Origin of the sequence: Xanthomonas sp. SHU 166, assembly GCF_000364685.1 — a bacterium.
Classification (GTDB): domain Bacteria; phylum Pseudomonadota; class Gammaproteobacteria; order Xanthomonadales; family Xanthomonadaceae; genus Xanthomonas_A; species Xanthomonas_A sontii.
The window spans coordinates 18,727-32,477 of record NZ_AQOJ01000041.1 but is presented as its reverse complement, the minus strand read 5'-3'; the positions used below and the strand labels follow the sequence as shown (position 1 = coordinate 32,477).

The 13,751-nt window shown below is 66.7% G+C and carries 7 protein-coding genes; 2 read left to right on the top strand and 5 right to left on the bottom strand.

What is annotated here, in order from left to right:
- From D180_RS02045 to D180_RS02035, 3 genes are all read right to left on the bottom strand, one after another.
- On the bottom strand, positions 1-2,391 hold a 2,391-nt coding region (locus tag D180_RS02045), incomplete at its 3' end, for a GH92 family glycosyl hydrolase (RefSeq protein WP_198526499.1).
- Between the two features lie 130 nt (positions 2,392-2,521).
- Complete coding sequence (locus D180_RS02040; protein WP_043090312.1) at positions 2,522-5,623, bottom strand: TonB-dependent receptor; 3,102 nt, start codon at positions 5,621-5,623, stop codon at positions 2,522-2,524.
- Between the two features lie 297 nt (positions 5,624-5,920).
- On the bottom strand, positions 5,921-9,127 hold the full coding sequence (locus D180_RS02035) for a GH92 family glycosyl hydrolase (protein WP_017911471.1): 3,207 nt from the start codon (positions 9,125-9,127) through the stop codon (positions 5,921-5,923).
- Between the two features lie 1,151 nt (positions 9,128-10,278).
- Here D180_RS02035 and D180_RS02030 point away from each other — a divergent pair.
- Entirely contained in the window at positions 10,279-10,782 is a 504-nt protein-coding gene (locus D180_RS02030) for a sigma-70 family RNA polymerase sigma factor (RefSeq protein WP_043090317.1), read from the top strand.
- Between the two features lie 8 nt (positions 10,783-10,790).
- On the top strand, positions 10,791-11,459 hold the full coding sequence (locus tag D180_RS02025) for a hypothetical protein (protein WP_017911469.1): 669 nt from the start codon (positions 10,791-10,793) through the stop codon (positions 11,457-11,459).
- A 251-nt stretch (positions 11,460-11,710) separates the two neighbouring features.
- On the opposite strand, the gene D180_RS02020 is transcribed toward D180_RS02025, so the two are convergent.
- On the bottom strand, positions 11,711-13,051 hold the full coding sequence (locus D180_RS02020; protein ID WP_043090310.1) for a type II toxin-antitoxin system HipA family toxin: 1,341 nt from the start codon (positions 13,049-13,051) through the stop codon (positions 11,711-11,713).
- Between the two features lies 1 nt (position 13,052).
- Entirely contained in the window at positions 13,053-13,310 is a 258-nt protein-coding gene (locus D180_RS02015) for a helix-turn-helix transcriptional regulator (protein ID WP_017911467.1), read from the bottom strand.
- Positions 13,311-13,751 lie beyond the last annotated feature (441 nt).

Genomic DNA, 13,751 nt, shown 5'->3' with positions numbered 1-13,751 from the left:
CGGCTGCGTGCCCCAGCCCTGCGGCTGCGGCGCATCGCGCAGGTCGAAACGCAGGCGGCCGCCCTGGCGCAACTGCGCCCAGTCCAGCCACACCGGCGCGTGCGCGCGGCCGTCCAGCGACACGCCACCGACGTAGCGCAGCTTGCCGTCGCCGGCCTGCGGCGCATCGATGCGCAGCGTACGGCCCGGCCCCACGTCCAGTTCGATGCGCGAAAAGCGCGGCGCGTGCAGCAGGAACTGTCCGGTGCCGGGCACCGCCGGATACAGGCCCATCACGCTGAAGAGGTACCACGCCGACATCGTGCCCAGGTCGTCGTTGCCGGTGACGCCATTCGGCGCATTGGTGAACAGCGTCTGCGCCGCATGCAGCACGGTGCTGGTCTTCCACGGCTGGCCGATCAGCGTGTACATCCACGGCGCATGCAGGTCCGGCTCGTTGTTGGGGTTGTAGCGGAACTGGCTGTAGTAGCTGTACGGCCCCATCACCCATTCCTTGCGCGCGGCGCCAGACGGGTCGGCCAGCAGCGCGTCGTAGGCGAAGAAGGTGTCCAGGCGGCGTGCGGTCTGCTCCGGCCCGTGCATCGCCTCCACCAGGCCCGGCACGTCCTGCTGCGCCAGCCACTGGTATTGCCAGGCCGTGCCTTCGTGGAAACCGTGCTGCGAACGCGGATCGTAATGGCCATCCGCCGGCGTGTACCACGCCCCGTCCTCGGTGCGCGGCCGCGGGAAACCGGTGAAGCCGGTCTGCGTGTCGCGCACCGATGGATCCCAGATCGAACGCCAGTTGCGCCCACGCCGATTCAGCACCGCCGCGTCCTCGGCATGCCCCAGCGCACCGGCCATCGTCGACAGCGCGCAATCGGCCAGCGCGTACTCCAGCGTCGCCGAGCCGCCGTGGTGCGGGTCGACATCCATGCCCTTGGACGGAAACGCGCGGTCGTACTGCACGAAACCCTGCGCCAGGTAGTTGGCATTGCCGGAGCGCCCGGCATGGCGCGAATTCAACGGCGGCATCTCGAACGCATTGCGGCGCAGCGCCGCGTAGGCCTCTGCCTCGCGCCCCTGCAACGCGCCGAAGCGCCACAGGTCGACCAGGAACGGCGTGACCGGATCGCCGGTCATCACGTTGGTCTCGAAGTTGGCATAGCCCCAGCGCGGCAGCCAGCCGCCTTGCGCGTTGATCGCCAGGATCGAGCGGCCGATGTCGGCGGCGCGCTGCGGCCGCAGCAACGCCAGCAACTGGTTCTGCGCACGATAAGTGTCCCACAGCGAGAAGAACTCGTGGTAGGTCCAGCCGTCGGCGTGGTGGATGCCGTCGTCGTAGCCGCGATAACGACCATCGGCGTCGCTGCCGGTCAGCGGCTGCAGCAGCGCGTGGTAGAGCGCGGTGTAGAACACCACGCGGTCGTCGCCGCTGGCGCCCTGCACGCGCACGCTGGCCAGTTCCTTGTCCCAGGCCTGCTGCGCGCGGGCGCGCATCGCATCGAAGCCGAGCAGGCGGCCGTTGACCATACCCTCGCGGCGCAGGTTGTTGCGTGCGCCCTCGGCGTCCACGTGCGAGATCGCCGAGATGGCGGTCACCGCGCGGCCCTTACTCAGGTCGAAGGTGAGCCACGCGCCGCTGGGCTTGCCCTCGCCCTCCATGCCATGCCGCGAGCCCGGCACGCCGCCGGCCTCGCCCCAGGTGCCGAAGGCCTTGAATGGGCGATCGAACTCCAGGCGGAACCAGGTGGTGTACTGGTGGCCGCCACAGAAGCTCTGCGTCACCAGCTTGCCTTCCACGACGCGGTCGCCGACCACGTTCAGGGTGCTGCCGGTGACCGTGTGGCGGGCGTTGGCTTGGCCGATGTTGACCAGTACGTGGCCGTCGCCCGAGGTGCTGAAGGTGTAGCGCTCGGCCGCAGCGCGGGTCAGTGCGGTCGCTTCGGCGTCGATGCCGCCGTAATCGGTCAGCCGCACCTTGTAGTAGCCGGCCTGGCCGCGCTCGCCGTCGTGCTGGTAGTGCGCGCCATAGCGAGTGTGGTCGAACGCCTGCGGGTCGCCCGTATCGAACGCGCCGCCGGGACCGATACGCCCGGTCACCGGCAGCACCGAGACCTGCCCGCCCTGCTCCCAGCAGCCGGCGCCGGACAGGAAGGAATGGCCGAAGCCGCGGATCTGCGGATCGTCGTAGCGCCAGCCGGCGTAGTGCGCGCCGATCGGGCTGACCTGGATCATGCCGAACGGAGCGGACGCACCGGGGAAGGTGTTGCCGTCGTCCTTGCTGCCGATGAAGGTGTTGACCTCGGCACTGAGCCGCGGCGCGGCGGCCAGTGCCGGCGTCACCAGCAGCAAGGACAAGGCGAACATGCGCAGCAGGGAGGGCAGCGGGGAAGACGTCATGCGATGGATCCTGTAGTGGACGACCGCGGCAAGCGCGACGGCGCGGTCGTGGACGGCGAAAACGGTGGCCCGGCCGCCGCCGGACCGTCGCGCCCATGCCGTCCGCCGCGCGGCAGGCATGGGCACGACACGCGCCAGCTTAGAACTTGTAGGTCAACCCCAGGTACGCCAGCCGCCCGGCGTAACCGCCGGTGTAGAAGCGCGCCCGGGTGTCGTCGCCCAGGTGCTGGCGCGACTCCTGCTTGGTCAGGTTGAGCACCGAGGCGGTGAGGCTGAGCGCCGGGGTGATGTTGTACGCCGCGTTCAGATCGATCTGGTAGTACGGCTCCTCGTACACGTTCAAGCCGTTGACCAGGCCCTGCACCAGTTCACCGCGACGGTTGTACGAGGCGCGCAGCAGCAGCCGGTCGGTCTCGTAGAACACGGTGAGGTTGGTCTGGTTCTTGGCGCTGCCCGGCATCGCGGTCTTGCCGACCTCGGTGCCATCCTCCAGCCGCACCGCGGCCTTGCTGGCATCGTTGTAGGTGTAGTTGAACTGCACGCCGAGGCCGGAGGGCAGCGTGTGCTGCGCGTACAGCTCCACGCCCTGCGACACCGCATCCTGGCCGCCGGCCTTGGTGCTGTAGTTCTGCACGGTGACCGTCTGGCCGTTGATCAGCATGTTGACGTCGCTGATCACATCGACCGAGAAGTTCTCCACGTTCTTGCGGAACAGCCCGACGCCCGCCACCGAGCCCGGCTGGAAGTACCACTCCAGCCCCAGGTCGAACTGGTTGGCCTTGTACGGCTCCAGCTTCTTGTTGCTGCCCGAACCATACCAGCCCTGCTCGCTGGCGCCGCCGGTCAGGCGCCGGTCGGCCACGTACTCGGGGCTGTAGTACTCCAGGCTGCCGGGCGCGGCGATGGCGTTGTAGCTGGGCCGTGCGATCACCTTCGACGCCGCCGCGCGCAGCAGCAGGTTCTCGGTCAGGTCGTAGGCCAGGTTGAAGCTGGGCAGCACGTCGGTGTACTTACGGTCCAGCGCGCTGACCACGAACGACTCGGTGCGCTGCTCGGTGTCCGACAGCCGCCAGTAGCCTTCGGTACCGCAGTAGGTATCGGCCGGCGCGCCGGCGGGCATGGCCGCACCCTGCTGACAGGCCAGCGGATTGCCGTCGGCACCATCGAAGAAATAATCGTTGTAGGCGGTCACCTTGTCGGTGGAATCGGCATGCTGGCCGGTGCGCGCCACCCGCACGCCGACGTTGCCGCGCAGGCGCTCGGTGTGGAAGTTGAGCTGCAGGTAGGTCGAATAGATCTTCTCGTCGACGTTGTAGACGAAGTTGTCTTCGTTACGGGTCTGCATCGCGCCGTAGGTCTGGTTCAAGTAGCCGATGTAGCCGGGGAAGTTGATCGCCGGGAACGCGCTGGACTTCACCCCGCCGGCCAGGTTGTCCAGCGGGAACAGCAGGTCCGGCGAGAATTGCGTGGCCAGCGCGTTGCAGCGCCCGTTCCAGTAGCGGTTGTTGTAGTCGCTCGGGTCGGTGCCCGGGCACACCCAGTAGTTGTTGCCGGTGTTGCGGTGGATACCGCCGTCGCGGCGCTTGAGGCCGAACTGCAGCGAGTCGAAGAACTCGCCGTCCATGTGCCAGGTGGTATCGATCTGCGCGTACTGCTGCTGGTTGGTGTTGCGGGTCCAGGACGAACCGGTCGAACCCAGGTCGACCTGCAGGATGCCGTCGCGCAGGTTCTGCATCAGCTCCGGCGAGAAGGTCATGGTTGGCGTGCCGGTCAGGTCCCAGGCGCTGGCGAAGTTGCCGTTGCTCCAGCTGCCGTCGGCGTTCTGCCGGCGCGGCTTGATCGGCAGCGAGAACTGCAGTTCCGGCCCGCCCTTGGCCCAGGTGCGGCCGGCCTTGAACGACACGTCCACCTTCTCGCCGCGCCACTCGCCGCCCAGGTCCACCGTCTGCGACAGCGACTTCTCGATGTTGTAGCTGCCGGTGATCTGCGGCGTGGGCACCGTGCAGTCGTCGGAGCCCCAACCGTCCTTTGGCAGGCCAGCCGCGGCGGCCTGAATCTCGTTGCAGTAATAGGTCTTGCCTGGATGCAGGCTGTAGGCGGCGCCGGTGACGATGGTGCCGCTGGGATCGAACTGCAGACCGTCGAGCAGACGGCCGCCCCGCCAGTTGCCGTCGCCGTAGTAGCGCGCAATGTTCCACTCGGGAATCTTGATGGTGTTGGTCTGCGAGTTCTGCGACAGGTCGAAGCGGAAGTAGTTCGCGGTCAGGGTCAGGTCGTCGGTGGGCTTGAACTGGAAGGTCAGCTGGCCGCCCTTGCGCTCGCGCTCTTCCTGCTTGACGTCCAGGCTGACCGCGGTCGGCATCATGAAGCCGGTGTAGTACTGGCCGTTCTGGTCCCAGAAGCCGGTGCCACCCCACCAGTCGCCTTTGAAGTCGGATGGCCTGCCGTTGACGTCGACCGCCGGGCCGACCTCGTTAGCGCCGTACCACTGCCAATTCTCGGTACTGGCGTTGAGCGTGCGCGCCGTGCGCTTCTGCTGCGTGTACCCCACGAACACGCCGAAGCGGTTGTCCTGGTCGTGCCACGAGTACGAGCCGGAGAACTGGCCATCGGTCTTCTTGCTGCTGTCCGACCACACGCCCTCGGCGGAGACGAAGCCGGAATTGGGCTCCAGCTCCAGCGGGCGCCGCGTCTGCAGGATCACCGTGCCGCCGATGCCACCTTCGTCGATGCGCGCTTCCGGCGTCTTGTACAGCTCGGCGCTGCCCAGCAGGTTCGACGGCAGCAGGGTGTAGTTGAACGAGCGCGTCGGGTCGCCGTTGGATTCGGCGGTAGCGATGTAGTTGCCGTTCAATTCGGTCAGCACCAGCTCCGAGGACAGGCCGCGCACGCTGACGTTCTTGCCTTCGCCGCCGTCGCGGGTGATGACCACGCCGGGTACGCGCTGCAGCGCATCGGCCACGTTCTTGTCGGGGAACTTGCCTACATCCTCGGCGGTGATCACATCGACCACGGCGTTGGCGTTGCGCTTCTGCTCCAGGCTCTTCTCGATCGCGTAGCGGTAGCCGGTGACCGTCACCGCATCCAGGTCGGTGGCCTTGACCTCGGCCTGACCCGTGGGGGCCGGCGTGCCGTCGGCCTGCTGGGCGAAGGCGGTGGTGGAGGCGGCGCTGGCGAGCAGCGCGATGGCGATACCCGCAGACAAGGGGCTACGGTGGCGTGCATATGGCTTGCAATTCATGTCAATCATCCTCTCCCAAAGATTGATCGGCTTGCGGCACGCATGGGTGTCGCTCGATCCAGACCGAACGAACATGCGTGCATCGTTGTAGTGAAGACATCCGGCGCCATCGCGGCATGCCGGTCGTGCGGTCCCTCCCCTCGCAACAGTCCCGTTTAATTGGATCGTTCTAATCCGTTGAAAAACTAAGTATCACAGCGCTTGGCGCAGCGCATGCTGCCGCGCAACAGCGCTAATGCGTTCGACGAGTGCTGCAGTGGGCGATGCGCAGTGCGCAGGCGCAGCGCTGTCGCGTGTTCATGGCATGGCCTGCCGTGTCACCGGCCGCAGCAGCTCGATCTCGCCCAGCGCCACGCCTTCGCCAGCCTCCAGGCGCAGGCGGTACGCGCTGTACGCACCCGGCGTGGCGATGCGGAACGGCCGCAACTGTCGCGCCCAGGCGAATGCCTGCGCACGCCGCTGGTCCAGCGTGGTCCACGCGCCATCGCCGTTGCGCCCTTCCAGCGTCCACGCCAGGCCGGACACCGCGGCATCGCCGCTGGTCAGCGTGTAGTACGTGGCAGGCATCGGTGTGTCGAAGCGCAGGTCGACACTGCGCCCGGCCGGCAGCGGCAGCGCCGTCGTTGCATCGTCGTCGATCAAGACCGCGGCCTTGGGTTGCCCTTCCAACGTCACCGCCACGGCCTGCGACGCCACATCCTCCAGCCCGCGCGGCGCACTGCCCGGCGGCGTCAGCGACGGCGGCAACGCGTCCGCGCCGCTCCCCCAGCGCGAGGGCGTCGCCCCCATCACGAACTCCAGCGTGGCGCCGTCGGCGATGTCCTGGTGGCGCAGCCAGGCCTTGTTCCACGGCTTGCCGTTGAGCGTGAGCGACTGCACGTACACGTTGCGCGCACTGTTGTTGCGCGCGATCACCACCAGCTTGCGACCGTTGCCGAGCTCGACCTCGGCACGCGGAAACGCCGGCGAGCCGATCACGTACTCCGGCGCGCCCATCCGCAGCGGATACAGCCCGAGCATGGCGAACAGGTACCACGCCGACATCTCGCCGTTGTCCTCGTCGCCCGGATAGCCCTGGCCGATCTCGCTGCCCAGGTACAGCCGGCGCAGCACCTCGCGGGTGAGGCGCTGGGTCTTCCACGGCTGCCCCGCCGCCACGTACATCCAAGGCAGATGGTGCGAGGGCTGGTTGCTGTGCGCGTACATGCCCATGCGCACGTCGCGCGCCTCGGTCATCTCGTGGATGACGCCGCGGTAGCTGCCGGCAAAGCGCTTGTCGGCCGTCTCCGACGTAGCGAAGAGCTCGTCCAATCGCGCCGCCATGGCGTCCTCGCCGCCGAGCAGCCCGGCCAGGCCCGCGGCGTCGTGCGGCGTGGTGAAGGCGAAGGTCCAGGCATTGGCCTCGGTGTAGTCGCCGCCCCATACGCGCGGATCGAACTTCGACGCAGGCGTACTCCACTGGCCGGCCGGCGTACGCCCGCGGAAGAAACGCGTGGCCGGGTCGAACAGATACACATAATCGGTGGCACGCGCCCGGAAGTACTCGGCTTCCTCGCGGTAACGCTGTGCCTGCTGCGGCTCCTGTTCCTGCTCCGCCAGCGCCTGCGCCATCTGCGCCAGGCCGAAGTCGTTGAGCGCGCCTTCCAGCGTCCACGACAGCCCTTCGTGCACGTCGTTGGCAGCATAGCCGCGGTACATCGAGCGGGCCAGGCCCTTGCGGCCCACATTCGACACCGGCGGCACCACCGTCGCGTTGCGTAGCGCCGCCGCATACGCCTCGTGCGGATCGAACCCGCGCACGCCCTTCAACCAGGCATCGGCGAACGCCACGTCGGAACTGGTGCCGACCATCAGGTCCGCATAGCCCGGCGAGGACCAGCGCGCCACCCAGCCGCCGTCGCGGTATTGCTGCAGGAATCCGTCGATCATCGCCCCGGCCTGTTCCGGCGCGAACAGCGCATAGGCCGGCCAACTGGTGCGGAAGGTGTCCCAGAAGCCGTTGTTGACGTAGACCTTGCCCGGCAGGATCGGCGCCGCGGTGCGTTCGGCATCGCCGCCCGCGTTGTCCTTGGACCAACTGTTCTGGTCGGCATGCCGCCAATCCGGATGCGCCGCGTCGCCGACGTTCTCGTGGGCGATGTTGGGATAAAGGAACAGCCGATACAGATTGGAGTACACCGTGACCCGCTGGTCGTGGCTGGCGCCTCGCACCTGTACCCGGCCCAGCACCGCGTCCCACGCGTCCTGCGCACGCGACTGCACCAGCTCGAACCCGGCGTCGCCGATCTCCTGCTGCAGATTGCGCTGCGCCTGCTCCACCGAGATCAGCGAGGTGGCGATGCGCATCACCACCGTGCGGTCCGCGCCCGGCGCGAACTTCACATAGCCGGTCGGGCGCCCGGTGGCGATCTTGCCGCTGGCCGTCCACGGACGGTCGAAGCGCGCATACACGAACAGGCGCGTGGCGCCATTGGACAGGCCGCTGCGCGTGTCGGAATAGCCACGCAGGGTCTGCGTCGCCGCATCCAGAGTCAGCCCGCCGCGCGCGTCGACATTGTCGAACAACAGATTGGCATCGCCACCCTCGGGAAAGCGAAAGCGGAAGATCGCCGCCCGCTCGCTCGGCGCCAACTCGGCGCGGATGCCGTTGTCGAAGTCCACCCGGTACAGATGCGGGCGTGCCTCCTCGCGGTCGTGGCCGAACGACAACGCACGCTTCGCACGGTCCGCCTCCGGCACCCCGCGCGTGGACGACGGCATCACCTGGAAGGTCTGGCGATCGCCCATCCACGGACTAGGCTCGTGGCTGATCGACAGCGCCTGCAACCGCGGCCGGTTGTCGTCGCCGTTCTGCTCGTTCCAGCGGTACAGCCAGCTCAGCGTCCCCGCATCGGTCGCTGGCACCCAGAAATTGAAGCCATGCGGCATCGCCGTGGCCGGGATGTTGTTGCCGCGTGAGAACGTACCGTTGGACTGCGTGCCGCGCGTGGTCACTACCTCGTCGCTGGGCCGCCGCGCCGCCTGCAGCGCCGCTTCACGGCGCACCACGACATCATCGATCCAGCCCGATGCCACCTTGCCGGCGCCAGGCTGCACCTGCAACTCGATGGCACGGATGCGCTTGCCGCGCAAGGCCGCCACCTCACCCAACCGCACCTGCTTGAGCGCCCACTGCTGCGGATACAGCGTCTTCGACGCCGCCTGCCCCGCCGCACTGACCGGCGCTCCGTGCTGATCCTCCACGCCCAATTCGGACAGGCGGCGCCCATCGTCGAACAGCAGATCCACCGTTACGCCCGTCGACGCCACCGTGTCGCCGTCGACAATCTCCGGCAGCACCATCCACGACAGCACCGTGTGCGGCTCCACGGGAAGATCGACCGCGAACAGCTGTGCGTGCCCGGCTGCATTAGCGCGATAGTGCAGCGCATGCAGCCCGGTGTAGCCCATGCCGGCCTTGGCCGCGTAGGGCTGCTCGGGGCCCTTGCCGATGGCGACGCTCACGCCTGTTTTGTCGGACTGCGCCGCCGAAGCTGGCGCAGGTTCGCCCCGCTCGAACGAGGACGCAAAATCGGCATCGGCCGCGCGTGCCGCGCCAGTTCCCGCGCACAGCAACGCCGAGGCAACGAGCGACGCCACCCACCTGCAAGACGATTCGGACAGGTGCGCGAAGCGCAGACGGATTGGCATGGCAGACTCCCCAAACTCTCTCGGTCGGTTGTGCCGCGACGTGTGGCGTCAAGCACTTCCAGTGGCAACGGCGCACAGTGAAGGCACGCAACGTGGACCGGATCGACCCGATGAATCGCAGCTCAAGTCGGCATCCGACACCGCTTCACAACCGCAGCTGCATGCGGACACAAGAGCAGGCCTCAGCAAACGCGTAGCACGCGATCCCTACCCGCCGTCTTCCCCAGATGCGCTGCATCAACGGCTTTGGATCGATCCAACTAGGCTAGAAGTAACACGCCTTTTGATGAGTTGCATGCTGCTTCGCAACAGTTCGTCTCCGTATCGACACGCGATCCAGCATCGATCGCGTTGCGTTGAATACGAAGAAGGATGACGCTGCACCGTCCCGCGACGAGGAGCGATCGAAGGCGATAGAGCGCCCTGCCTGACTGACGATCAACGGCTACACTGGCAAGCGCTGGATCGCTCCATACACAGGGGTTTCAAATGAAAATGGCCACACTCGCACTTTTGACTGGACTGCTGGCCACGTCGAGCGCACTTGCCGACACAACACGCTGCTCGACGGACTCGTACGGCAACACCACGTGCCGCGGCGACGACGGAAGCGTGACGCGCAGCAGCACAGACTCCTACGGCAATACCACGACCCGTAGCGATTAGCGCAACGCGGTTCGCGGCACGCCGGACTCCTTCGGCAACACGACGTATCGCGACGACAAGGGCAGTGCACCGCGCTGCAGCACCGTCAGCTTTGGCATTGCCACTTGCCGACAAGCAGCCTGACGCTGCATTCAAGCCGACGCCGCGCTGCGGCGCGGCTTGATCCAACGTCCTTCCGCGCAATGACCAGTTGAAGATTCTTGCTGGCGCGGTGTGAGATTCCGTGCGCTGGTGCGAATCATGGTTGCGAGGGGCGCGAAGGCCGCGCCGGTGAACCAATGGATACCATCGCAACCGCCATGACCGCGAACGACGCCCGAGATGCTTTCAGCGCGCTGCTGCAGCGCCATTCCGGCATCGTGTTCAAGGTCGCCGGCAGCTATGCCCGCGGAGCCGAGGACCGCGCCGATCTGGCCCAGGAAATCGCGGCACAGCTCTGGCACGCCTGGCCGACGTACGACCCCGCGCGCAGCGTCAGCACCTGGATGTACCGGATCGCGCTGAACGTGGCGATCAGCCATCTGCGCAACCGCGAACTGCGGCTGCGGCACGACGCGATGCCGCTGGACGAAACCCTGCACGAGGTGGCCGACGGCAACGCCGCGGACCCGGAGAACGAACAGCGGCTTCGCCTGCTGCAGGACGTCATCGCCCGCCAGCCGCCGCTGGACCGCGCACTGTTGCTGCTCTACCTCGAAGACCGCCCGCAACGCGAGATCGCCCAGATCCTCGGCATCACCGAAAGCAATGTCTCCACCAAGATCGGACGCCTGAAACAGCGCATCCGCGACGAATTTCGCTGAACAACGCCATGGAGACCATGATGGAACTCGAAGACTTCAAATCGGCCTGGCAAACGCTGGACCGCCGGCTGCAACTGGACAACACATTGAAGCTGCACGAACTGCGCGAGCGCAAACTGGACAGGACGCGCGGCAGCCTGCGCCCGCTGTACTGGGGCCAGGTGATGCAGATCCTGTTCGGCATTGCGTTCGTCCTGCTCGCGTCGCTGCTGTGGATGAGCAAGCCAGCACATGCCGCGTCCATCGTCGCCGGCATGCTGGTGCAGGCGTATGGCGTGCTGACGATCGTCGCGGCGGGTGTGGTGCTGGGGCGACTCGGCAACATCGACTATGCGCAGCCGGTGCTCGGCATCCAGAAGCAATTGCTGCGCACACGCACGCTGTACATCCGCAGCGGCATGGTCGCCGGTCTGCCGTGGTGGTTCCTGTGGATCGCGGTCTTGCAGACCTTGGCTGGCCTGGGCGATGTCGATCTGCTGGCCAAGGCGCCCGCGCTGGTGTGGAGCGGCTACGGCATCGGCATCGCTGGCCTGCTCGGCACCTGGTGGTTCCACCGCTGGGCGCGCCGCCCGCACCGCGCCGAGTTCGGCCGGAAGATGGACGATTCCTTGAGCGGCGGCAGCCTGCGCAAGGCGCTGGCGCAACTGGACGAATTGCAGCGCTTCGAGCGCGACTGAGCGACCGAGTTCCAACGGCCGGCGGCACCGCCCTCCGTACTCGAATCGTTTCCGGCCGCACGCCATTGCTTTCGGCGCGGCCCCGCGCATCCTGAAAATGGAGACTTCCTTGCAAAGCCCGCCTGTCATCCACCCAGCGAACATCCACACGGCTTGGATGGCGGGGAAGCCGGCACCAGAGTACATCTCGCACTACATAGGGTTTGGACCGCATCCGGATTGCAATTGCCCACTGGCAGTTGCTCGCCCAGCTAAGCGGCCATCCCTTCCAGCGCGGCGGCAGCCTGCGCGAGTCCGCCCAGGATGGTGTCGGCAACGCGCGGCGAGAAGTCCTGCGGCAGGTCCGCACGCGCCTCGGCGATGGCGGCCGGTGTGCGAGCCAGGATTTCCTCGATAAGCGGCTCGGCCGTCGGCCCATAGCCGACCCGCTGCGCCGTGCTGATGAAGTGCCTGCGCTGGATGCTGTGCATCGCGTAATGCTTGTTCTTGCCGAGCAACGCCATGGCCAATTTGATGTCGTAAGGCGACCATTGATGGGGGCCATCGCCCAACACCGGATAGGCCGACATCACGTCATACAGCCGAGTCAACCGGAAGCGGCCACGCGGCAGCAGCTGGATACTGAAATTCTTGGCATGACCATCGGGCGCGCGCAGCAACCAGAACAACACCTGCGCCGCCAGCACCGTCTTCATGTCGGCCTCGGCATCGACCGACTGACGCAGCGTGCCGAACAAGGCCTTGAGCCCTGGACCGCCTTCGTTCTCGTACTTGCGCAGCGGCGAGCAGCCTTCGACCTGGCAGAAGTCTTCCTGCGGCAGGCGCATGAGCCACTGTCCATTGGGCGCCAGGCGCCGGTCGAAGCGTTCCACCACCAGCACCCGCTGCTGGCCGAAGCGGGCGATGCGCGCATCGGCCACGTTCAAGCCATACGCCTTCAACAGCCGCAGGCACAGCCATTCGTTGTCGACGGAGGTGCTGAAATCCGCCCGCCGCCCGCCCACCAGGCCCATCGGCAGCTTGAAGACGTGGCTGGTCGGCGTGGCACCGCGCGGCGCGTACCACTGCCCCTCCCACCACAGGAAGGCCGTCTTCTCCTGCGCACCAGCCAAGGAAATGCGGAAATCCGCATCCGCGTCGCGGTGTGCGGCGGAGGCATGCGGCGAGACGGTGTCGATCAGGTGCCGTTCGATGTCCTCTTCGGACAGCGGTACGCCGTCGATACGTTCGACATCCTGCGGAACCTCCTCCTCGCCCAGGATCTGCACGGCCCCCACGCAATCGCGTCCAACCGCGCTCAGCAGATCGAAGGGATCGGTGGATGGCGCCGTGAAGCGCTGCGCTACCCGGCGGCGGATCGCATCACTGTCGGGCAGCAAGTTGTCGAAGTAGTTGAAGACCTTCTCGCCTTTGAGCGGCTGGTTCTGCAGGTTGAACGGAAGCGACAGCGACAGCGGCCGGCCAATGTCGGCACCCACCCAATCCGCGTCGTAGTGCAGTTCCATGTCCCCGCGCGCAGGCAGCGTCCATCGCGCCACGCGAACGCCATTTGTCCAGATGGAGAGGCTGCGGCTGTGCGATCGACGCCCCATCTCACCACTCCGCTTGCGTGTTAGCGGCGGTGGGGTCGCCGCGGGTACCGATGGTCAGCTCCAACCCCAGCGCCGCGCACCAGGCCAAGAGTTGTTCGACGCTCAACGCATGAGCATTCAACTCCAGATGGGAAACCCGCGACTGGCTCAGGCCGAGCCGGCCGGCCAGTGCAGACTGGGTCAGTCCCTGGGCCTTGCGTGCGGCCTGCAGCGTCGCGCCTAGTTGCGTCGCGGTGACCAGAACGTGGCGTGTCGACATTGGGGTGGTACCCGTGATCCAGCTAAACAGAAAATACCTGTAAAACGAATAAAGTTCAAATAGCTGCTATTCGGGTAGACCACTCGATGCATGCGCGATCCTCCTGCGCTGACGCCGGTTGCCGAATGGCCGGGCACATGCGTCACCACAGAGATGCGATGCAGTGGGCGGCAAAGGCGGGCTGAGCTGGCGAACGCGCCAGGCGCGATGGCCGACGCGCCTGGCAATGGTGGAATTTGCTGGAAACCTATAGGCGATGTCCTCGGCCTACTGCATCGGCAACGATGCCTGGGCGCTTCGGCCTCCTTGGCACAATCACCGCCCTTTCTGCGGTGATTATGGCGGCCAATCGCCGCACGACGTCCGCATCGCCCACCGGGGCGGCCGATTCCCCACGTATGGGAGGCAACCTCCGTTCAAGGACCGACGTGTAGCGACGAC

Coding starts and splice junctions, on each gene's coding strand:
- D180_RS02040 (WP_043090312.1), bottom strand. CDS start 5,623: ATGAATTGCAAGCCATATGCACGCCACCGTAGCCCCTTGTCTGCGGGT.
- D180_RS02030 (WP_043090317.1), top strand. CDS start 10,279: ATGACCGCGAACGACGCCCGAGATGCTTTCAGCGCGCTGCTGCAGCGC.
- D180_RS02025 (WP_017911469.1), top strand. CDS start 10,791: ATGGAGACCATGATGGAACTCGAAGACTTCAAATCGGCCTGGCAAACG.
- D180_RS02020 (WP_043090310.1), bottom strand. CDS start 13,051: ATGGGGCGTCGATCGCACAGCCGCAGCCTCTCCATCTGGACAAATGGC.
- D180_RS02015 (WP_017911467.1), bottom strand. CDS start 13,310: ATGTCGACACGCCACGTTCTGGTCACCGCGACGCAACTAGGCGCGACG.